We start from the raw sequence: 23,828 nt of genomic DNA, 5'->3' as shown, positions 1-23,828 counted from the left end.
TTGATCTTTTAGACCAAACCTGTATACCTTTAAATTTCCAATCAACATGTGTTGTGGAATTCAACTGTGACCCAAAGACTCGATCAAATGAACTCTGTACTCTCTGCGAATAAATTAGACTCAATCCAACAACAAGCTCAGCAAACAACTCACTCTGCGTTTGATCAACCTGAAATACTAAAAACATTGCAGCACACTCAACTGAACCCCGAACAACTCACGCATGTCTTAGATTTAGAACATATTCCTGCCTCAACCCGCCGCATTAAACCCTTAAATAATTTTTTAGGGCAAGATCGGGCTAAAGCTTCTGTTGAAGCAGGCATTTCATTGCCGTATTCAGGCTATAACATTTTTGCCGTGGGCACGGCAGGTTTAGGTAAACGCACCATGATTAAGCGTTTACTCCAACAACACGCCAAAACCATGCCAACGCCCAATGATTGGGTGTATGTCAATAATTTTCAAAATGCGCGCCAACCAATTGCGCTGTGTTTTCCTGCATCTCAGGGGACAAAATTCCAAACCGCATTGCATCAAGCATGGCAAGTCATCTTAAAACAATTAGAACGTCGTTTTAGTGCAGAAACCTACCACAATCGCATTGAACGCATCCGCCAAGATACCGGACAAGAACAACAACAAGCGTTAGTTGAACTGACCAAAGAAGGTGAAGGTCTAAATCTAAAACTGATTTCACGCGACGAACAACATTGTTTTGTGCCTGTACAAAATAAAGATGATACTGTGCAAGAAATGACAGCCGATGATCTTGCTGCATTAAATAGCAAGCAACGTGCTGAAATTAATGCCAATATTCGTTATATGGATAAAAAACTCGATCGCCTTGGGCTGCATTTAGGTACGCTTGAAGATGATGCCCGCGACCAAGTGTCCGATTTAAACCGCGACATTGCGCGCCAAGTGGTGCAACCGCGTATCGATCTGATTTTAAATAAGTTTGAAAATGTAAAAGGTTTAGCACAATATCTAAAACATTACGCCAACGACATTATCGAAAATGTCGAAATGATTTTAGATCAGGATGAAGATGATTTCACCCCTGCAATGTTTAGTCGTATTCCGGCACGTTACCAAGCCAATGTCATTATTAGCAATGCAGCCAATAGCGGTGCGCCGGTTATTTTTGAAGATTTTCCGACACACTACAATTTGCTAGGTCATGTCGAGCAACTGACACAAAATGGCACCATCACCACAGATTTCACCTTAATTCGTGCCGGTGCATTACATCGTGCCAACGGTGGTTTTTTAATGCTCGAAGCCGAGCAGCTGCTTGAACAACCTTATGCATGGCAAGGTTTGAAACGTGCGTTAAAATCTGGAAAACTTAAACTTTCATCTCTTGAACATATGCTGACGCTTACAGGCAGCATTTCAATTGAACCTGAATCGATTCCGCTGCAATTAAAAGTTGTGCTTTTAGCGGAACCTGAAGTGTATTACGAAATTTTAGAACTTGAACCTGAATTGGGCAGCGTTTTTAAAATTCGTGCCGACTTCACCGACACCTTGCAGCGTAACGAAGACAATGAACAAGCCTATATGCAGCTCATTGCCAACTACGTACAGGCAGATAAACTCCTTCCCTTCGACCGTTCGGCATTGGCGGCGTTACTTACCGACTCTAGTCGCCAAGCGGAAGATCAAAGCTCATTGTCTTTGCATGCATTAACCCTCGGCGATTTAATTCGAGAATCGCATCATCACGCCTCTCAATCAGGCGATAAAACCGTCACCGATAAGCACATTAATTTGGCCTTGCAACATCGCCAATATCGACTCGGCTATTTGCGAGAATTGTATTGGCAAGATTTATCCCGCGGGACACAACTGATTGAAACGCGCGGTTATCGTTTAGGGCAAATTAATGCACTGTCGGTGATTCACTATGCAGATGTCGAATTTGGTCTGCCTTCTCGCTTAACCGCATCGGTGTATCAAGGCGGGGGCGATATTTTAGATATCGAACGTAGTGTTGAATTGGGCGGCTCGTTACATGCTAAAGGCGTGTTATTGATGTCGAGCTTCTTAAAAGCCCATTTTGGTCGTGAACAAATTCTGCATTTTTCAGCCGCTTTGGCCTTCGAACAAAGCTATGGCCAAGTCGATGGGGATAGCGCAACCGTAGCAGAATTATCCGCACTCATTTCAGCCATTAGCCAATTACCGATTGATCAATCTTGGGCCATTACAGGTTCTATGAACCAATTGGGACAAGTGCAACCGATTGGTGGTGTGAATGCTAAAATTGAAGGCTTTTATGATGCCTGTAAATTACAAGGTTTAACGGGTAAACAAGGGGTGATTATCCCTCGACAAAACATGCAGCATTTAATGTTACGTCAAGATGTGATTGATGCGGTAAAAGAAAGTCAATTTCATATTCACGCCATTAATACCATTGACCAAGCGCTCGAAATTTTAATGGCGCGTCCTGTCGGTGAGCTTGATAAAAAAGGCAATTACAGCAAAAATTCAATTTATGCCGCAGTTATGCAGCAGCTTGAATATTGGCAAGCCATTGAAGATGGCGAACTTGTAGAGGAAGAAAAAGACAAAAAGAAGAAAAAGAACAAGGCCAAAAAGAAAAAAGAAGCCACTGCAAATGTCAGCGTGGATGAAAACGCGAGTGCCTCTTAAGCCAACGTCAAAACTGACACCATAAAAAACGCCGACATCTTTGTCGGCGTTTTTATTCAAAATAAAACTGCTCGCAACAATCGTTTATTTTGGCAAAGCAAAAACCGCGACCACCTTACCTTGTAAATGTTGACCAATTAACGGGGTATTTTTCCCTTGCGACCACATACTTTTGGCGTCTAACTGCCATTTTTCTTCAGGATTAACCAACACCCAACCTGCCTCATTTGCCCAACGGTTTTGCATATTGGCGACTTTTGCCGGGGAAAGTGTGACTTTTTCCACCCATTCTAATGGGCTAAAGACACCTTCACGTACCAGTTGTGTGCCCAAAGCGACATAACTGTCAAAAGCACTCATGCCGGGTTCAGTTTCAGCAAAAGGCATCATTTTTGCCGAAGCACTTAAGGGTTCATGGTGGGTACAAATTGCATCAATCACGCCTGACTTTAATCCCTCGCGTAATTGCACTTTGTCTTGCTCTGAACGTAGCGGCGGACGCACATGTGCCAATGCATTAAAGCCATCAATTAAGTCATCGGTTAAGTGCAGTTGATGCATGGCTACATCTGCCGTTACCGCCAAACCTTTGGCTTTGGCAGCCGCAATTAACTCAACCGCTGCACCACTTGAAAGTAAGCTAAAATGCGCACGAACGCCTGTCGCTTCAATCATGAGTAAATATTTGGCAATGGCAATGGTTTCTGCCATTACAGGAATCATGGGTAAGCCTTGGCGTGACGCCACAAAGCCTTCGTGGACACAACCATCTTTGGCAATTTGGTGTTCTTCTGGATAAAACACCACGGTTAAATCTAGACCTGCGGCATATTCTAAAGTACGAATCACCACATCATCGTCAGCAAAAGGCGCATTGGCATTGGATACCGAAGTACAACCGCCCTTTTTTAAACCCGCCATATTGGCAGGTTGTTTGCCTTTTAAACCTTGGGTTTGTGCACCAATAATTTGTAAATGAATTTGAGCATCTTGCCATGCTTTTTCAACTAAGCCATGAATAAGTGCACCATTGTCTTGCACAATCGGTTTTGAATCGGGCGGCGTAATCACATGCAAAATACCATTTGCTCGTGCAGCTTTACCTTCCGATGCCAAAGTGCCGTGTTGCTGCTGCCCCGGTTCACGCATGCGCGCGCATAAATCCACCATGGTGGGCATCAACCAATGTCCTGTGCCATCAATGGTTTGATCTACCGAATCTAAGGCATCAACACGTTGCCCATCTTTTAAATAGATGGTTTGAATTTGGTCTAATTGCTGAATTGGATCTAAGATACGGACATTTTCAATTTTTACACTGCTCATGAGTTTTCCTTAAACCGCGATTGCTTCAATTAAACCTTGTTCTTGTAACTGCCCTTGCATGGTCAATGCAAGAACCGCCATACGTGCAGCAATACCATTCGTTACTTGCTGTAAAATCACCGATTGTGGGCCATCAGCAATGCTCGATGCAATTTCTACCCCTCGGTTCATAGGCCCCGGATGCATGACGATACAATCGGGTTTAGCCAAAGCCAAGCGCTCTTCATTTAAGCCATACATTTTGTAAAATTCAGCTTGTGAAGACAACGCAGGTGAATCAATTCGCTCGTTTTGAATACGTAGTGCAATAATCACGTCGCAATCGGCAACGCCTGCATCCATATTGTTAAATAAACGCACGCCTTCGCCATATTCACTAAAACCAAATGGCAACAAGGTATTCGGCGCAATCACACGAATATCGGTACAGCCTAACGTTTGCAATGCGGCAATATCTGAACGCGCCACCCGTGAATGCTTAATGTCACCAATAATTGCAACACTTAAAGTTTCAAATGGCTTTTTGGTAGCACGGCGAATAGTCAGCATATCCAACATGGCTTGGGTTGGATGGGCATGACGACCATCACCTGCATTAATAATGGCCATATTCGGACAAACATCTTTGGCAATAAAATGCGCCGCTCCCGATGAGGAGTGGCGCACCACAAAAATGTCTGCTGCCATGGCTTGTAAGTTCCACAGCGTGTCCCTCAAGGTTTCGCCTTTCGAGGTACTGGAACGCGCAATATCAATATTTAAAACATTGGCAGATAAGCGCTTTGCTGCAGCTTCAAAGGTGGTTCGGGTTCGGGTGGAGTTTTCAAAGAATAAATTCATTACCGTGCGCCCTTCCAACAATGGCGAGGTAATTAATTGGTTGTTTTCATTAATAAATGATTGGGCGGTATCGAGAATTTTAGTAAGGGTTTGTTTCGATAAACCTTCGATGGTTAGAAAATGTTTTAGATGACCATCTTGATTGAGTTGAATCTGACTCGGGGTATGCAATGCGGCCAAATGCATGAGAGATTCCTTTAGCTATGCGAAGTGGCACTATTGTAGCTGAAATTGAGAACTTTTCGCAGTCACAAAATGGCAAAAAAGCTGCAAATAATTCAAAGCGAAAAATTCAAAAATACGGTAAAATTCTCCTTTGCTTGTTTGTTTTTGGAAATTTTGATGAATGCCTCGCAACGCTTATCTACTTATTGGGTTACTTGTGCCGATGGTTTGGAGCTACTATTAGAAGATGAAATTGCTCAGTTAGGTGCAAAAACTGTAGAGCGTAAGCCGGGTCGCCTCATTATTGAAGGAACACTTGAAACTGCTTACCGCATTTGCATGTGGTCACGTTTGGCTTCGCGTGTGGTTAAGCCAATTTTAGAACATGCCATTCCGTTTAGTCACGATGCCCGTGATGTTGCAGAAGAATTGTATGAAGGTGCAATTAACTTTGATTGGTCTTTAATTTTTGCCCCACAAAGTACGTTTGCTATTCGCTTACATGTCGACCGTGAAATTAAAGTGAACAGTCAGTTTGCAACTTTGCGTGCCAAAGATGGCGTGGTCGATTCCTTTATGGAAGCAGTCGGCAAACGCCCAAGCATCGACACCAAACAACCTGAAATCACCCTCTTCATTGCCGCAGGTAAAACCGCGCACACTTATTGCCTAGATTTATCGGGTGATTCTTTACATAAACGTGGTTATCGCCGTTATATGACCGATGCGCCAATTAAAGAAAACTTGGCGGCGGCAATTTTACATAAAGCCAAATTACATGAACGCCAACCTGAAATTGTATTTGACCCAATGTGTGGCTCAGGTACATTTATTATTGAATCATTAATGATTTTAACCGACCGCGCGCCGGGTTTAGTACGTCGTTTTGGTTTTAATGGTTGGCATGGCCACGACCATGAATTGTGGATGAACATTAAAGCCGAAGCAGCGGCACGCCACGAAGCGGCGCTTGAAAAAACCTTACCGAAATTTTACGCCTTCGATGCAGACTGGGAAGCAGTCAAAGCCACCAAGCAAAATATTATTGCCGCAGGTTTTGAGCAATTGCTTGACCAAATTCAATTGGAAGAACGCACCCTTGCCGACTGGCCTGAATTTGACCCTAGCAAATCTGCTTTTGTAGTGACCAACCCGCCGTACGGCGAACGTTTAGGTGAAAAAGCCTCGAACCGTGCGTTATATTTAGGTTTATCTGCATTATTACAAAAAAACTTCGCCAATCAATACGCTGCAATTATTGCTGCACAAATTGAACAAGCCGATGTATTGGCATTTAATGCGCCTGAAACTTTACGTTTAATGAATGGTAAATTGCCAATTTACATTCGTTTAGGGCAAGTTAAACCTGTTGCAAATAGCCAACCATTCTTGGCCAATTGGCAGCCACAAACCTTTGACGAAATTGAAGGTGCGCAAGATTTTACCAATCGCTTGCAAAAGAACTTACAAGCACTAAAAAAATGGGCTGTGAAAGAAAATATTTACTGCTTACGTTTGTACGATGCCGATTTACCCGACTTTAACGTTGCGGTGGATTTATATGGTGATCGTTTACACGTGCAAGAATATGCACCACCGAAAACCATCGACCCAGAAAAAGCCAAAAAGCGTTTTAACTTAGCATTAGCTGCTATTCGTGCGGTCACAGGTTTAAGCCGCGATGCTATTTTCATTAAAACCCGTGCACGCCAAGAAGGTAAAAACCAATATACCAAGCAAAGCACTGCGTCAAAACGTTTTATTGTGCAAGAAGGCAAAGCCAAAATTTTAGTCAATTTAACTGACTATTTAGACACAGGTCTGTTCTTAGACCACCGTCAAATGCGTTTACGCATTGCTGCTGAAGCCAAAGGCAAGCATTTCTTAAACTTGTATAGTTACACCTCAACTGCAAGTTTACATGCAGCATTGGGTGGCGCGGCAAGTACGACCAGTGTCGATCTTTCAAATACTTACATTAATTGGTCTAAAGAAAACTTTGTCTTAAATGGCTTAACGGTTGATCATCCCGATGAACAACACATGTTCTTTACTGGCGATTGTTTTGATTGGCTGAAAGAAGGTCATGAACAGTACGACATGATTTTCATTGACCCACCAACATTCTCGAACTCGAAAAAGTTTTACGGTACTTTTGACGTACAACGTGACCATGTGTCATTGTTAAAACGTGCCATGAACCGTCTAAGTGCAGATGGCGTGGTCTATTTCTCAAATAACTACCGTGGTTTTGAAATGGATGAAGAAATTGAAGCCATGTTTGATGTGGTTGAAATTACCAATGAAACTATTGGTTTAGATTTCAAACGCAATCAAAAAATCCACCGTGCATGGAAAATTAAACACTTTGCCGTTTAAGTTTCAGCAGCAATAAAAAAATCGAGCCCATCGGCTCGATTTTTTATTTTGTGGCTTCAACTCAATTATTGAAAGTTGGGTTTACCATCTTTATAAGTAAAGCCAAATTCAACTTTATTGCCATTTATTTTCGCGTGGGTCTTTTGCACCAATTCTTGCAGCATCATTTCATAATCTTGATCGGATACTTTCTCTGTGAATTGACCGCTGGCTTGCATCACATTACGGATAAATGCTTTATCCATTTCAGCTTTAGCATCAAGCGTGGCTTTTTGCGGAGCCGTTGCAGCCACATCGTCAAGGCTGCTATATGGATGTGCCATGAGCTGACCTTTAATATTCGCACTCAATTTTGCATCGGCAGCTTCTATTTGGTTTCCTTCGGAAGTAAAGCTCATCCCCGCAGCCAACACTTTAACAAAGTCTTGCATCAATTGCTTTTGCAATACATCTTTTTGCTGAATATCGCATTGTTGATTAATTTTATTGATCGTATCAATGCTGGTTTGCACGGCTTGTGTGTCTAAACCGGCCACTTTAAAATTGAATTTTATATTTTTAAAGCCTTGTTGATTCACCTTAATTTGATCTATCGACCAAGTGTTTTCTAAACTACTTTGTTTGGCATTAACATCAACCACATAGTTCACATTTAAATTATTTAACTCAACGCTTTTGTTGGTATTTTCAGGCGTAAAGCTCATTTGTTTAATCACAAAATTGGTTTTGCCTGAGGCTAATGTTCGACCAAAAAATCCATCACCGCCACTACTTAACTCAACGCCTTTTACACTCACATTCGCGGCTTTTTCTTGCGAAGTCATAGAAAATTCAGGCATGTTAAGTTCGAATTTTTTAACATCAAAACGATCTTGCTGTTGTTTTAAATGAATGAACCCATCAATGCCTTTCCATAACACATGGGTGCCATCTTTGTTTTGGTCTAATTGAACACTTTTAAATTTTGTATCCACGCTACCAAACCAATTTACTTTGCTATCCGCTTCAATAAAAGCTTTATTCTTAAAGATTTCTTGATACTTCTTTGCCGCTTCAGCATCTGAAATTTCTGGCATAATTTCCGAATGAATATTGTAACCATTCCAACTGCGCTGAATATGGTCAACACCTTTAATAATCACAAAATTATCTGGCTGACATGGGTCTACCAGCACTTTATACGACCATGTCGCTTCACCTGACCATACGCCCATGTCCATTTTCATGGTTTGTTTTTGAATATGTTGATCTTTACTTTGGTTCGCAAGGCTATAAAATTCTTTTAATCGATGATCGGCATAAAATTGTGCACCCACCATACCGCTGACCAATGCACCACAAACTGCAATCGTTATCGCTTTTTTCTTCATGAAAAATACTCTTCAATCTCATATTCTTTGTTGTTCGAGCCATAAGAATACTTCACTTTAAATAAAATACAATTATTTTTCCAAGCGATATAAAAAATCTTATGCCCACGAATGGACATAAGATTTTTTAAATACAAGATAAATTATTGATTTAATGCACTTTAACTTTTTCAAAAATTAGGTCATGATCTTCGGCACGAATGACAATATTGTCCCCCGCCTGAAAATCGCCCGCTAAGATTTTCTGAGCCAAGCTATTTTCAACCCGTTGTTGAATGGCACGTTTTAGTGGGCGCGCACCATATACTGGGTCGAATCCTGCATCAATGAGAATATCAAATGCGTCATCTTCAACACTTAAACTAATTTCACGCTCGGCTAAACGGCTGCGTAAACGATCCAGCTGAATATCGGCAATACCACGAATTTGGGCTTTTTTAAGTGCATGGAACACCACTAATTCATCAATACGATTGATGAATTCCGGACGGAAATGCTGACCAACCGCCGACATTACCACAGCACGAACTTCATCATCACTGGCGTGATCGCCAAGTTCTCGGACATCTTGAGAACCCAAATTAGAGGTCATTACAATCACGGTGTTTTTAAAGTCGACCACGCGACCTTGCGAGTCGGTTAAACGGCCGTCATCCAACACTTGCAATAAAATGTTAAAGACGTCGGGATGCGCTTTTTCAACTTCATCGAACAACACCACACTATACGGTTTACGGCGCACAGCTTCGGTCAATACACCACCTTCTTCATAACCCACATAGCCCGGAGGTGCACCCACCAAACGGCTGACCGAATGTTTTTCCATAAATTCGCTCATATCAATGCGAATCATGGCATCGTCATTGTCGAACAAGAAGTTCGCCAATGCTTTGGTCAACTCGGTTTTACCCACGCCCGTTGGCCCAAGGAATAAAAATGAACCGCTCGGACGATTCGGGTCGGACAATCCTGCGCGTGAACGACGCACCGCATTCGACACCGCCACCACCGCTTCTTCTTGACCAACTACACGGTTATGCAAGAAACTTTCCATATGCAATAATTTTTCACGTTCGCCTTGAAGCATTTTTGCCACAGGAATACCAGTTGCCGCACTGACCACTTCCGCAATTTCATTGTCTGTCACTTTATTACGTAACAACTTCGGTGCTTCATTTTCTTCAGCAACTTCAATCTGTTCCAATTGTTTTTGCAATTCAGGAATCACGCCATATTGCAAGCGTCCGGCTTCGGCTAAATCGCCTTCACGTTGTGCTTTTTCAAAGGCCACGCGAGCCTGATCAAGTTTAATTTGGACATCTTTATTGCCTTCAACCAAGGCTTTATCTGCTCGCCAAATTTCCTCAAGATCGTTAAATTCTTTCTGTGCTTCGGTAATTTGACGCTCTAACAATGCAGCCTGAGCTTTCGAGCCAGAATCTTCCTCTTTTTTCACTTGTTCAAATTGCATTTTTAACTGGGTTAAACGACTTTCAAGTTTGCCCAATGCTTCAGGTTTAGAATCAAGCTCCATTTTAATACGAGATGCCGCTTCATCAATTAAATCAATAGCTTTATCGGGCAATTGACGGTCGGTGATATAGCGATGCGACATTTTTGCCGCCGCAATGATGGCCGAATCTAAAATTTGCACCCCATGATGGGTCGCATATTTTTCTTTTAAACCACGTAAAATGGCAATGGTATCTTCAACACTCGGTTCATCAACTTGAACTTTTTGGAAGCGGCGTTCGAGTGCCGCATCTTTTTCAATGTATTGACGATATTCATCTAAAGTGGTCGCACCGACACAGCGCAGTTCACCACGAGCTAGAGCGGGTTTAAGCATATTCCCCGCATCCATGGCTCCGTCAGTTTTACCTGCACCCACCAATGTATGCAATTCATCAATAAAAAGAATGACCTGACCGTCTTTTTTGGCTAAATCATTAAGTACCGCTTTTAAGCGCTCTTCAAATTCACCACGATATTTTGCACCCGCCAAAAGCGAGCCCAAATCGAGTGACAACACTTGTTTGCCTTTGAGGCTTTCTGGTACATCGCCATTAATAATCCGCTGCGCCAAACCTTCTACAATGGCTGTTTTACCGACGCCGGGCTCACCAATTAACACAGGATTATTTTTAGTACGGCGCGACAATACCTGCACGGTGCGGCGAATTTCATCGTCTCGACCAATGACTGGATCGAGTTTACCCGCCTTTGCTCTTTCGGTTAAATTGACGGTATATTTACTGAGTGAATCTCGTTGATCTTCATGATTATTGCTCATGACTTTTTCATTACCTCGAATAGATTCAATAACTTTACGTAAACTTGCAGTGGTCACACCAACACTATTCAACACATTTTGGCTACTACCCGTTTCGGTTAAGGCCAACAACACCCAATCGGTCGATAAAAACTCATCGCCGGCTTTTTGCGCATAACGATCGGCCAAATTCAATACTTTGACCGCATCTGGATTTAAATTGACATCGCCCGTTGGGTTAGTAATGGTCGGGGCATCTTTGAGCGCCTGATCTAACTTTTGTTTTAGCTCAGCTAAATGTCCACAGGCTTGTTGCAATAGGCTTTGGTTCGATGCTTCTTCAAGTAAACTTGCTAAAATATGCAGATTATCAATGGCTGCATGATCTTTACCTGTAGCAAGCGATTGCGCATCTGAAAGCGTTTGTTGGAGTCGATTGGTAAATTTCTCAAAACGCATTATTGTTCTACCTCATCACTTATTTTTTCAATTAATACATAAATGGGGATGGTCTCATCTTTTTCAATAAAAATTTTATTATTTTCAAACACCTAAGAAAAATAAAAAAGATAAGGCACTATATAAAAATGAGAGCGTCTTGTCGTTTTTCAAGGGCGCATTGGTTTTTTATTATACAGATAATTTCTAATGAAAAAATTATTCTAGATTATGTAAAAAATATGAATATAATCTCTCGATTTTGTAAAGTTAAACGATAGAAATTCTCGTTATCATTCTTTTGAGGTTATCCTTGTGCGTCAGTTCCCAGTCCATTTTAAACTGAGTCTATTGGCTCTGCTTGTTGCTCAAACCCATGCTGTATGGGCCGATGAAGCAACCAACAATAGCAATGCCGTTCTTCCAACCATCAAAATTGAAGCCATGAGCGAGCTTGATCCGATCAAAAGTTATATTGATTACGATCAAGCCAACGTGACCCGTAATGGTTTAAAGAAAAAAGATATTCCACAAACCATCGATACCCATTGATGTTCAAAAATATAAAATTTATGGCGCGAATGATTTAAGCGTCATGTTACAAGGCACACCTGGCGTATCGACCAATTACGATATGCGTGGTGACGGCATTATGCTGCGTGGTTTTAGTGCCGATACAGGCGATATTTACCGCGATGGCGTCCGTGAAAGTGGACAAATTCGCCGCAGTACTGCCAATGTCGAACGGATTGAGATATTAAAAGGCCCTGCTTCGGTACTTTATGGCCGTAGTGGTGGTGGCGGTGTGATTAATATGGTCACCAAATTTGCCAATTTTGAATCTCCTAGCACAGTTGGGCTATATACTGGTTCATATAATAATGTTGGCGGCACCATCGATTTAAACCAAATTGTGAATGACAATTGGGCGGTGCGTTTGGTCGGTGAAAAATCAGACACCAATAGTTTTCGCTCTGGAATTGGTGCAAACGAACTTATGCTTTCCCCAAGCATCACTTACCGCAGCGATGATCACAAACTGCTTTGGACAACAGAAGCGACTTACGATAAATTGAATCGTGTTCCAGATCGTGGACCATCTTATGACAATTTACCAGCGGATACGTCGATTAAAATGGGCTTCGCTCAAGATGATGACTACGTCGAAGACATACTCAAAACAGCACGTACAGATGTAAAATATGAGTTTGTACCAGATTGGAAATTCCATTGGAGCTTGAGCTATCGTGAAAGCCAACAGAATTTTGATCATTTTTACTTAGGTTCAATCTGTAAAACCAGTATCACACCAACGCCAACCAATAAAGGCTGTTATCAAGGATATATCAACCAAATTTATTACTGGCAGCAAACTACAAATAAAACCACCTCAAATACTTGGGACATCACTGGTGAATTCCATACTGGCGCCATTAAGCACAATATTTTAGTTGGAACAGATTGGACTTACGAACAACGTGAACCGTTGTTGTCTAATAAAAATCAGGATGGTTCGTTAATCTATGGTTTCGTCAATCCATTAACAGGTGACCGTTTTAGTAATCGTGGTACAGGACATACAGTTACCTTGCATAATTATAGTAAAGGCACAAATTATGGTGCTTTTGTGCAAGACTTAGTAAGTTTTAACGATCAATTCAAAATGATGTTAGGGCTGCGTTACGATTACTACGATTCAAAAACAACCAACAAGCTTGAAAGCTCTACAAGCTATGGTCAATCAAGAACAGTTAAAAATGAAACATTAAGCCCAAATATTGGTTTCGTTTGGCAACCAACACCAGAGCATAGCTTCTATACATCTTATAGCAGAAGCTTTGTACCGTTTGGTGGGAACATGGGCGTAAATGCTGTTTCAGCGACACAAGATTTAAATACTTTTAATAGTGAACCACAATATTTAGATCAATATGAAATTGGTGTAAAAAGTGATTGGCTAGATTCTCGCTTAAATACACAATTTTCTGTGTTTAATATTAAGAAACACAATATCCGTGACCATGAAGATCCAAAAGATGAAAACTCACCTTATGTTATTGTAGGTGAAAATGAATCTAAAGGTCTTGAGTTTAGCTTTATCGGTCGGGTATTAGATAACGTCTTTGTTCGTGGTGGTTATGGCTATACCGATGCAAAAGTTACTGAAAATAAATTCCAACCACAGTTCACTGGTAATGCATTACAAAATGTCTCTAAAAATACTGGGAATTTATTTGTTCGCTATTTACCAACTCAAAGCATTTATACCGAAATTGGTGCAACCTATATGGGTTCTTACTACACGGCTAATGACAATCTAACCAAAATGCCAGCTTGGACGCGTTTAGATGCTGCCGTAGGCTATAAAGATGACCATTGGGGCATGACTTTAGCGGTGAATAACTTAACTAATAAAGAATACTGGCGTTCAGACTCTATGCCGGGTACACCGCGAAACTACCTACTTCGCCTAAACTATCAATTCTAATTCATCTTTAATCTCCAAACAAAAAAACAGCCATTGCCTATCAATGGCTGTTTTTCTATCCAGAAAAGTTATTACAATTAAGTATATTTAAGCATGGCATGATTTAATCTAAGTCATCTTCTTTTAAGTTTAATTAGACATGCAAAAATTATTATTCAAAACACTATTCTGTGCAGCTAGCATTCTTTATACAACGCAATCTTTTGCTCAGTTACCGCAAGATTCTCGCAGACCCGGTGGCATTGCAATTATTCAGTTAGCACCAGCAATCACTCAAGCGAGTTTTAATGGTCAACCAGTCATGATTACACAAGAAAATAATCAGAAATATGCAGTACTTGGTATTCCGTTATCGGCATCGTTGAATCAACCGTTACAACTGCAAACCAATAAAGAAAACATCAATATTCAACTGCAAAACTATCCTTATGCAGAACAGCACATCACACTTAAAAATCAAGATTTTGTATCGCCTTCAGCAGAACAGTTAGCGCGTTACCAAAAAGAAGCCCAAGAACAAACCAAAATTTATCAGAGTTTTACAACCGCACAATGGCAACAATTTCCCAGTTTTATTGCACCTACACAGGGAAAATTTAGCAATTCATTTGGGCGTAAGCGCTTTTTTAATGGTGAAGAACGCGCACCACATTCAGGTTTAGACATTCCTGCGCCAATAGGTCAAAAAGTGATTGCCCCTGCAGAGGGTATTGTGGTCGGCACAGGCAATTACTTTTTTAACGGCAATACCATTTTGGTCGATCATGGTCAGGGAATGATTAGTATGTTTTGCCATTTAAGCAAAATTGACGTGCATGTTGGACAACGTGTTCATCAAGGTGAAGAAATTGGCTTAGTTGGAAAAACCGGACGCGTGACAGGCCCACATTTACACTGGGGAATGAGCCTGAATAATGCACGAGTTGACCCACAATTGTTTTTAGCACACTGAATTTTCAAGTTTTAAGGCATAAAAAAGACTGGCAAATTGACCAGTCTTTTTATTTTCCATCAAATCTTAAGCGTTATTACGCCACTTCTATAATTTCGAAATCGTGGGTAATCTCAACACCGCCATCGGTCAGCATTTTGCTTGCCGAGCAATATTTTTCCGCAGACAATTCCACCGCTTTGGCCACTTGTTTTTCTTTAATGGCTTTGCCCTTTACCACAAAATGTAAATGGATTTTAGTGAATACGGCTGGAATGGCATCTGCACGTTCGGCTTTAAGCTCACATGCAACATCAGTCACATCTTGACGATATTTTTTTAAAATGGTCACAATATCAAATGAAGCACACCCACCAAGTCCCATTAATATAAGCTCCATAGGACGTGGTCCACGGTTTTCTCCACCATAAGCTGGAGCACCATCCATAACTACACGATGACCACTTTCTGATATTGCTTCAAACGCAACATTCTCGATCCATTGAACTGTTGATTGCATTGCAACTTACCTAAAAAGAATATAGATTACTATGTTGCTTGTACACTAACACAATTTTTTTAGAGAAGGAATTTTCTAATTTTCATAGGCAGATCTTCTGCTCTTTGTTTTCTTTTCGGGACATAACACCATGGCGGCTAATCTTTTCCCTTTTGCAAATGACGCTCTATCTCCAAATCATCTCCCTGAGTCGGTCAAAGCGTTGTTAAAGCGAGCAAGTATCAATCGTTATCCAAAACGAACGACGATTGTTGAAGTCGGTAGCGTATCACAATCTTTGTATTTAATTCTAAAAGGGTCTGTGTCTATTCTTTTAAAAGAAGATGATGACCGTGAGATTATTGTTGCTTATCTTAATCCGGGCGATTTTTTTGGAGAGATGGGGCTTTTCGAATCGGAACCACATCGTACCGCAGAAGTGCGTACGCGTGAAGTGTCGGAAATTGCCGAAATTACTTACGAAAACTTCTTGGAATTAAGTAATATCTATCCCGATTTAAATTATGCAATTTTTGCGCAGTTGGCACGTCGTTTAAAAAATACCACGCGTAAAATGACCGATTTGGCCTTTATAGATGTAACAGGTCGTATTGCACGTTGCTTAATCGACCTTGCCAATCAACCTGCGGCGATGCTACTGCCAAATGGTCGTCAAATTCGCATCACACGCCAAGAAATTGGACGTATTGTGGGATGTTCACGTGAAATGGTCGGACGGGTTTTAAAATCTCTTGAAGAACAAGGCATGATTGAAACCGACGGCAAAGCCATTTTAATTTATGACAGCGCACTGGAAAGCTCCGAAAAATAATTTAATTGAATAAAATTAAGCAATTAAAGTAAATTTTCGAATTTACTTTAATTGCACTTCAGCTATTTTTTTCGCGTTAAAACACTCTGCATTTCTCTCTTCATATCTGCTTCATTTCGCTTTTTTATCCGTTTTGGCAATTTAAAAAATTTTAACAAAAAGTTGACATTTAAATTTAATGCCTATAACATGCGCGACTCTTTTTTATTTTTGGATATTTTTTAATCTAATTGTTTTTCTAATGTGCATTTCCTTATTTTAAGACCTCATTTTTATGATGCTCTGACTGCCCCTTCAGCACATTAGCCAACTAAATGGTTTGATCAAATGTTATCAACCAATTTGGGTAGTTAATCTCTGTTCAGGAGCAAGCATGAACACTCATCCCGTGGATATTACGAGGCGTTTACGCCTAAAGAATTTATTTACCTCGCTTCCAATTCAGTTGCTAACCTTTAGCGCAGCAATGTTGCCATTTACCTTAAATGCGACTAAACCAGCGTCACAATACGATGAAGTGATGCACCAAAAAACCTTAACGGTTGTTGCCGTACGTACCTCAAGTACCGTGTTTGAGGGCGATCAATATTCGCATGGCTTTGGCTACGATTTGGTACGCAACTATGCACAAAGCCTAAATGTAAATTTAAAATTTGAAGTCGTGAACGACAATACAACAGCTTTACAATGGGTTGCAAAAGGCAAAGCCAATTTAGCACTCACCAATGCCGATTTAAACAGCATCGAACAACGCCGGCTCACGACATTTTCTGTGGGCTGTGGTGATGAGCAAAGCTTAGAAAAAAATGGTTTAGATGCTAACTTAAATTTGGTGTTTAAATCTGCTGATGATCCGCTTACGCAAACGGCAAGTGGCTATATTTGTCAGGCCAAACAAACTGGTGCGTTAAATCATTTGGCCTCGTTTTATAATCACAATGTGGTGTCAGAATCATCATGGGATAGCATTGAGCAAGATTTAAAACAACGCATGCCAATTTATCAAGCCAGTTTTAAACGTGCTGCCAACGAATACGATTTAGATTGGCAATTACTTGCCGCAATGGGTTATCAAGAATCGTATCTTAAGCCAAATTCGATTTCGCCAACCGGCGTACGTGGTTTAATGATGCTCACAGCAAACACAGCCAAAGCAATGGGCATTCAAAATCGTAACGATCCCGAACAAAGTATTCATGGTGGCGCAAAATATTTTGACCAATTATTAGATCAATATCAAAACATTCCAGTACCCGATCGTTATTGGTTTGCTTTGGTTGCCTACAATATGGGGCCCGGCGCTGTCAGCATTATTCAACAGCGACTCGAAAAACAAGGCAAGAATCCCAACAATTGGGTCGATTTTTATGCCTACCTACAGCAGCATAAAGCGGGCAATTCACGCTATATACAAGCATTACAATATGTTGTGCGGATACGTGCTTATTTAGAACATATCCAAAACAATGAAGTGGTGGATGTATAAATAAAAAAGGATGGTCTAATACCATCCTTTTTTATTGCAGCTTCAGCTTAAGTCGTTTGCTCTAAAATCTGCTTATATAAGCTTTTTTGTTCCGCGCTCGGCTTGGCGGTTTGTAATGCCATCAATTGCGACATATCGCCTTGAACTTTTATTTTACCCGTCATAAACGCTTGCATGGCTGCGGTAAGATCAAACTCTAAGAAGACTTTGCGTAACGTTTCTGCATCCATATTTAAAGTGGTTTTGGCATTTTCAACAGTGCCTTTTTGAATTTTACCGCCTGCTAGCGATAATTCTGTGTTTTTCCCAGCATCAGATACGATAAAATTAACCGCCAAATTCTGAAGCATCGGAGGTAGATTTAAATCTCCCGCTTGTGCACTCAGTTGCTCTACTGTAGAAAACCAATCTTCTGATAGAAAAGCAGGCATGATATATCCTCTAAAATAATATTCTGGATGTTACAACAATAAAAATATTGCCAAACCAGTTAGCAAAACCTTTTTATAACATGATCTCGCCAAGAATGATGCCTTTTTTGCAAACTAATAGTTCAATTTACATGCAAGCTACAATCTGCTAACACATTGAAGCCCAGTTAGGTGCGTTAAAAATTTGCACGCACAAAAAAAGCAGGATATTTGACTACCCTGCTTTTTTAAAGATTGAACGCTTATTCTGCGGCGAAACTTAAATTCACCACGTCTAAACGATTTTTCATCTCGTCGGCATCTTTAAAATCAAACTCACGTTCTGAATCTAATTTTTCAAAATCGAACAATTCACGATCGGCCAATTGCGAAGGCGAAACATTTTGTAAAGCACCAAAAATACTGTGTAAGCGTTTTGGATATTGCTTATCCCAATCGCGCAGCATTTCATTTAACATGGCACGCTGTAAATTTTCTTGCGAACCACATAAATTACACGGAATAATTGGGAATTTACGCATTTCGGCATATTTGATAATGTCTTTTTCTTCAACATACGCTAAAGGACGAATCAAAATATTCTTTTTATCCGATGATAACAATTTCGGCGGCATGGCTTTTAAGCTGCCACCATGAAATAGATTTAAGAAGAAAGTTGCAATAATGTCGTCGCGATGATGACCTAAAGCCACTTTGGTTGCACCAATTTCTTGTGCAAAGCCATACAACGAACCACGGCGTAAACGTGAACATACTGCACAATAGGTTTTGCCTTCAGGCGTTAAACGCTTAGTAATGCTATAAGTATCTTTTTCCAAAATGTAATATGGAATATTGTTTTCTTCTAAATAACGTGGCAAAACATCTTCTGGAAAACCAGGTTGTTTTTGGTCAAGGTTAACTGCAACAACATCAAAATTAATCGGTGCAATGCGTTTAAACTGCAACAAAATATCCAATAAGGTATAGCTGTCTTTCCCTCCAGAAATACAAACCATGACTTTATCGCCATCTTCAATCATTTTAAAGTCACGAATCGCGTGTCCAACCTGACGACGCAGCTTCTTCAACAAGCGATAATATGCCGAACTTGTAGGAAGTTCAGGTTTGAAATTAAATCCTTGATTGGACTCAACCGGAGAGTACATAGACAAGATTCACCTTAAAAAAAATATCGGCTGATTTTAGCCGATTCAGGCAATTTTCGCATCAAACCTTTCCGTTTTCTGCAAATATTTTTGTGTCATCAAATTGTAGAAATCCCCTGCTAAGCTAAAAATCACTTTATTTACCCTCAAATGCTGATTATTTAAACGCTTTTCGGCTTGTCCACAAAAGCTGTGGATAAATTTGTGGATTTATTGGGGCTTGACAAAACTTTAGCACCTATTTCTAAGGCTTATATACAAATTGGTTATTTTTTAATCTATTTATTATTTTAATTAATTTCAACTACTTAAACATGTCAAGCCTTCTAATCTTAAAAAAAAATTAATTTTTTTCGCGCAAATTCTCAGCAATAAAACTTGATTTTTTCAGAACATGCACTCTTAACAATTTCAAGTTTTTTACGCAACTCAATTCAAGTTTCTGCTAAAATTTCGAGCTTAAAGGACGCTTATAAAGTTAATGTTATTCAAATGAAAAAATTTATTCATCATCAAGCCATACCGATGATGCTGCTATTGGGGAGCATATTCTGGTTTCCCTGTGTATCTGCGGGGCAAATGTATACTTATCAGGATCGCAATGGTGTACAACTGTTAACCAATCGCGAGCAAAACGATGCGCACTTAACCAAAGTGAAAGTGACTTTTTATAACGACAGCAATATTCATCATTATAAAAACTGGGGCAAAAGTGAATCGTCGGTATTGCCCAGTTTTAATAAAAATAAAGATGCCTTTAATGACATCATTCACCAAGCAGCGCAGCAACATGGTTTGGCTGCGGGCTTAATTAAAGCAGTGATGCACACCGAATCAGGATTTAATACAAATGCTAAATCGCCTGTGGGTGCGCAAGGTTTAATGCAACTCATGCCGGCCACTGCAAAACGCTTTAATGTGAATAATAGTTTTGACCCACAACAAAATATTTTAGGCGGTGCCAAATATTTAAGCCTTTTGCTTAAACGCTATAACGGCAATACACAACTGGCATTGGCCGCGTATAATGCCGGTGAAGGCAATGTCGACCGTTACGGTGGTGTGCCGCCTTTTCGTGAAACACAAGATTACGTACAACGCGTGTTGAACCGCTATAATCATTTATATGCCAATTCTCTTGAAAGCGAAGCACCGGCGATAAAAGAGAAATCACCAATGACTCAAGCCAGCCCAACAGCAACAACCACCGTCACAGCTCAAACATCGGTAAATAAAGATAAAAAATCTGTCACGCGACAAATTATTCAACGTGCCGATGGTACTTTTACCGATGTGATTGTTCGTAACTAATAAGATGTAATAACGCTAAGACATGCAATATTCATGTATATTTTTTTGTGTTTTCACCGATTAATTCTTGAATTTCTGCACAGATGGTCTCATATTATAATTTGTCGTCTCGATAAGTTATCATTTATTTCTATTATAAGAGGATTATCTCAATGATGCGGATTGGTTTGTTTTTGCTTACCAACCTCGCGGTACTGGTTGTCGCTGGTCTTATTTTGTCAGTTTTAGGTGTTGGAAGCTACCATGGTGTAGGCGGATTAAACTTAGGTAATCTTCTAGTACTGTGTTTTGTCTTTGGTATGGTCGGATCGTTAATTTCATTGTTCATGTCAAAATGGATGGCGAAAAGAACCACAGGGACCGAACTCATCGACCCAAATGCACCGCGTAACCAAGCAGAAGTTTGGTTATTACAAACCGTTGCAGATTTAGCGCAACGCTCAAATATTCGTATGCCTGAAGTGGGAATTTTCCCATCGTATCAGTCAAATGCCTTTGCAACTGGATGGAACAAAAACGATGCCCTTGTCGCTGTTTCGTCAGGTTTGCTTGAACGCATGAACAAAGACGAGCTACGCGCTGTACTTGCACACGAAATTGGTCATGTCGCCAATGGTGATATGGTTACTCTAGCGTTAGTACAAGGTGTGGTGAACACGTTTGTGATGTTCTTTGCACGCGTGGTGGGTGATTTTATCGACCGCAATGTGTTTGGCCGTCAAGATGATGAAGCACCCGGTATGGGCTACTTTGTAATTACCATGGTACTAGACATTGTCTTTGGTATTCTTGCCTCAGCCATTGTGATGTGGTTTTCTCGTTATCGCGAATATCGTGCAGATGAAGCCGGTGCGCGCCTTGCAGGTAAACAAGCGATGATTTCAGCGTTGTTGCGCTTACAAGCTGAAGCTGAACTACCCGATCAAATGCCAAAAGAAATGAAAGCGTTTGCCATAACGGAAGGTAAGGAACAAGGTTTTAGCCTTGCAGCATTATTCCAAACCCACCCAAGTATTGAGCAACGTGTCAGCGCATTACAGCAGTTAAACTGCCCGTAATTGAACAGTTAAACGTAAAAAAAGCCTCCTCGGAGGCTTTTTTTATGCGGAATCAATCTTGCGAAAGCAAAACCAATGATTTTAGAATATTGGCTAAAATCCATTCATCAATTCCAAAAAATGGCCTTAGATTTAAAGCATTCAAAGTCATTTAAGTATTCTGCCTTATATTTTGGCATGTGTGCCGTATTTATCAATCATCATTGAACTGGCTTCGTTTAAGCCACGTACCTGCACAGAAATCTGATTGCTTTTGAATTTTTCCACTACACTGTCTAGCATGGCAACCGAGGTGACATCCCAAATATGTGCATGGGTTAAATCAATAATCACATCTTGAATGTTTTCTTTAAAGTCAAAAGCTTGCATGAATTTTTCAGATGAACTAAAAAAGATTTGTCCTTGTAACATGTACAATCGTGCAGGGCCTTCCCATTGCGCATGAATACGTACATCATTTTCAAGCTTATTGGCCAAAAACAATGCCGACAATAATACGCCTGTGAAAACACCGAGCGCCAAGTTATGCGTTGCAACAACAACAATGACCGTTGCAATCATAACGATATTACTGCTGCGTGGATTTTGCTTAAACTGCGTAATTGAACGCCATTCAAAAGTACTGATCGACACCATAATCATGACTGCAACCAAAGCCGCCATTGGAATAACTTTCAACCAAGTACTTAAAAACACCACTAAAATCAGTAAGAATACACCCGCACATAAGGTTGAAAGTCGTGTGCGTCCACCCGATTTCACGTTAATCATAGACTGACCAATCATGGCGCAACCTGCCATACCACCCATAAAACCACAAGCAATATTCGCAATACCCTGTCCTTTACATTCGCGGAATTTATCACTTGGCGTATCAGTCATTTCATCCACAATCGTCGCAGTCATCATCGACTCTAACAGCCCGACAAATGCCATGGCCAACGAATAAGGAAAAATAATTTTTAAGGTGTCTAAATTTAATGGAATATCTGGAATAAGAAAGACAGGTAATGTATTTGGTAACGCGCCCATATCACCAACGGTTCGCACATCTAGATGCAACAATAACGCAATGCTGGTAATGACAATAATACAAACCAATGGCGATGGAATGACTTCGCCAATTTTAGGAATATATGGGAATAAATAAATAATCGCCAGACCAAAACCAACCAACGGATAAACTTGCCAGCTTACGTGCATTAATTCAGGTAGCTGCGCCATAAAAATTAAAATGGCTAAGGCATTTACAAAACCAATCACCACCGATTTCGACACAAATCGCATCAATTTTGCAAGTTTAAGATAGCCAATAATCAGCTGCAAAATACCGGTAAGAATGGTGGCGGCAAACAAATATTGTAGACCGTGTTCTTTAACCAAAGTCACCATAAGTAAGGCCATTGCACCTGTTGCAGCGGAAATCATGGCTGGTCGGCCGCCGACAAAAGAAATAATAACCGCAATACAAAATGATGCATATAAACCAATTTTTGGGTCGACACCGGCAATAATTGAGAATGCAATTGCTTCGGGAATGAGTGCCAAACCGACAACTAAGCCTGACAGAACATCGCCTCGAACGTTAGAGAACCATTGTTCTCGAACTGTAGATAACATAGAAAAAGCCTTTGAATGGTTTTAATTTTTAAAGGCTAATGATGTGATAGATCAACACATGCCTGCTCCACATCACTAGCCTTTGGGACTGTAATGAACGATTTGTTTAGAAAAAAGCAAACCTTAAGGTGGAGTCAAATGCATGAGAAAATCGACAATAAGAAAGTGTAAATCGCGCATAGGTTAACATGCAGATCGCACAAAGTCTAATCGGATAAAATAAATCAAAATTAAGACTATTTTAAGCTTAAGCCCCTAATATAAAAACATAGGAATTGTGCTGTAGTTTCCTATTTTGGCCATACTCCCTACTGACAGAGTATGGCTTTTTTTTGTCTGTCATATTTAGATGTCTTTTTTAGCAACATAAAAATATTGCAGATGAAACTTTATCTTTTAAAATTAGCCAGTTAATCTCCAACCCATTTTTCATTATTCCTTCAAATATTGAATCGCCCAGTATTAAAACGCTTGTATTGATGGAAAATCCATTCAAGCGGACTAATTGATACACATAAAAAAGCTCCAATTTCAGGAGCTTTTTTTATTGCTAGGGCAAAAATAATAAAT

Annotated in this window: 15 protein-coding genes and 1 pseudogene; 8 read left to right on the top strand and 8 right to left on the bottom strand. The window is 40.3% G+C overall.

Going from position 1 to position 23,828, the window contains the following annotated elements:
- The first annotated feature begins 66 nt into the window (after positions 1 to 66).
- Entirely contained in the window at positions 67 to 2,664 is a 2,598-nt protein-coding gene (locus I2F62_RS06865; RefSeq protein ID WP_324626274.1) for an ATP-binding protein, read from the top strand.
- Between the two features lie 84 nt (positions 2,665 to 2,748).
- Here I2F62_RS06865 and I2F62_RS06860 read toward each other — a convergent pair whose 3' ends face one another.
- Together I2F62_RS06860 and I2F62_RS06855 are read right to left on the bottom strand one after the other, a co-directional pair.
- Entirely contained in the window at positions 2,749 to 3,990 is a 1,242-nt protein-coding gene (locus tag I2F62_RS06860) for a dihydroorotase (protein WP_324626273.1), read from the bottom strand.
- A gap of 9 nt (positions 3,991 to 3,999) precedes the next feature.
- Complete coding sequence (locus tag I2F62_RS06855) at positions 4,000 to 5,016, bottom strand: aspartate carbamoyltransferase catalytic subunit (RefSeq protein ID WP_324626272.1); 1,017 nt, start codon at positions 5,014 to 5,016, stop codon at positions 4,000 to 4,002.
- Between the two features lie 156 nt (positions 5,017 to 5,172).
- Here I2F62_RS06855 and rlmKL point away from each other — a divergent pair, with 156 nt between their 5' ends.
- Positions 5,173 to 7,374, top strand: coding sequence for a bifunctional 23S rRNA (guanine(2069)-N(7))-methyltransferase RlmK/23S rRNA (guanine(2445)-N(2))-methyltransferase RlmL (gene rlmKL / locus I2F62_RS06850; RefSeq protein ID WP_324626271.1), 2,202 nt, complete (start codon positions 5,173 to 5,175; stop codon positions 7,372 to 7,374).
- A 65-nt stretch (positions 7,375 to 7,439) separates the two neighbouring features.
- Here rlmKL and I2F62_RS06845 read toward each other — a convergent pair whose 3' ends face one another.
- Together I2F62_RS06845 and clpB are read right to left on the bottom strand one after the other, a co-directional pair.
- Positions 7,440 to 8,744, bottom strand: a complete 1,305-nt coding sequence (locus I2F62_RS06845) for a DUF945 family protein (protein ID WP_324626270.1) — start codon at positions 8,742 to 8,744, stop codon at positions 7,440 to 7,442.
- A 151-nt stretch (positions 8,745 to 8,895) separates the two neighbouring features.
- Positions 8,896 to 11,475, bottom strand: a complete 2,580-nt coding sequence (gene clpB, locus I2F62_RS06840; protein WP_324626269.1) for an ATP-dependent chaperone ClpB — start codon at positions 11,473 to 11,475, stop codon at positions 8,896 to 8,898.
- Between the two features lie 288 nt (positions 11,476 to 11,763).
- Between clpB and I2F62_RS06835 the strand changes: the two are divergent.
- A pseudogene (locus I2F62_RS06835) lies at positions 11,764 to 13,942 on the top strand (TonB-dependent receptor).
- A 139-nt stretch (positions 13,943 to 14,081) separates the two neighbouring features.
- The gene (locus tag I2F62_RS06830; RefSeq protein ID WP_324626268.1) at positions 14,082 to 14,894 is read left to right on the top strand and encodes a peptidoglycan DD-metalloendopeptidase family protein; all 813 of its coding nucleotides are present in this window, start codon (positions 14,082 to 14,084) and stop codon (positions 14,892 to 14,894) included.
- 76 nt (positions 14,895 to 14,970) lie between these two features.
- Here I2F62_RS06830 and I2F62_RS06825 read toward each other — a convergent pair whose 3' ends face one another.
- Entirely contained in the window at positions 14,971 to 15,393 is a 423-nt protein-coding gene (locus I2F62_RS06825) for an OsmC family protein (protein WP_324626267.1), read from the bottom strand.
- Positions 15,394 to 15,523: 130 nt separating this feature from the next.
- Between I2F62_RS06825 and crp the strand changes: the two genes are divergently transcribed.
- Together crp and I2F62_RS06815 are read left to right on the top strand one after the other, a co-directional pair.
- A complete protein-coding gene (crp, locus tag I2F62_RS06820; protein ID WP_324626266.1) occupies positions 15,524 to 16,204 on the top strand; it encodes a cAMP-activated global transcriptional regulator CRP in 681 nt (226 codons plus the stop codon).
- 373 nt (positions 16,205 to 16,577) lie between these two features.
- Positions 16,578 to 17,690 carry a transglycosylase SLT domain-containing protein gene (locus I2F62_RS06815; protein WP_324626265.1) on the top strand — a complete coding sequence of 371 codons (1,113 nt, stop codon included), beginning with the start codon at positions 16,578 to 16,580 and terminating at the stop codon, positions 17,688 to 17,690.
- Between the two features lie 47 nt (positions 17,691 to 17,737).
- On the opposite strand, the gene I2F62_RS06810 is transcribed toward I2F62_RS06815, so the two are convergent.
- Together I2F62_RS06810 and ttcA are read right to left on the bottom strand one after the other, a co-directional pair.
- Entirely contained in the window at positions 17,738 to 18,121 is a 384-nt protein-coding gene (locus tag I2F62_RS06810; protein WP_324626264.1) for an SCP2 sterol-binding domain-containing protein, read from the bottom strand.
- A 242-nt stretch (positions 18,122 to 18,363) separates the two neighbouring features.
- Positions 18,364 to 19,269: a tRNA 2-thiocytidine(32) synthetase TtcA gene (ttcA, locus tag I2F62_RS06805; RefSeq protein ID WP_324626263.1), complete on the bottom strand. Its 906-nt coding sequence runs from the start codon at positions 19,267 to 19,269 to the stop codon at positions 18,364 to 18,366.
- 525 nt (positions 19,270 to 19,794) lie between these two features.
- Between ttcA and I2F62_RS06800 the strand changes: the two genes are divergently transcribed.
- Entirely contained in the window at positions 19,795 to 20,580 is a 786-nt protein-coding gene (locus I2F62_RS06800) for a lytic transglycosylase domain-containing protein (RefSeq protein ID WP_324626295.1), read from the top strand.
- Between the two features lie 152 nt (positions 20,581 to 20,732).
- Positions 20,733 to 21,638 carry a protease HtpX gene (gene htpX, locus I2F62_RS06795; RefSeq protein ID WP_324626262.1) on the top strand — a complete coding sequence of 302 codons (906 nt, stop codon included), beginning with the start codon at positions 20,733 to 20,735 and terminating at the stop codon, positions 21,636 to 21,638.
- 165 nt (positions 21,639 to 21,803) lie between these two features.
- Here the strand turns inward: htpX and I2F62_RS06790 are convergent, their stop codons facing one another.
- The gene (locus I2F62_RS06790) at positions 21,804 to 23,258 is read right to left on the bottom strand and encodes a SulP family inorganic anion transporter (protein ID WP_324626261.1); all 1,455 of its coding nucleotides are present in this window, start codon (positions 23,256 to 23,258) and stop codon (positions 21,804 to 21,806) included.
- Positions 23,259 to 23,828 lie beyond the last annotated feature (570 nt).

It is taken from the genome of Acinetobacter sp. MD2(2019) (assembly GCF_035615615.1).
Lineage (GTDB): Bacteria > Pseudomonadota > Gammaproteobacteria > Pseudomonadales > Moraxellaceae > Acinetobacter.
Note: the sequence above shows the minus strand (reverse complement) of the source record. Positions and strands in the feature narration are given on the sequence as shown.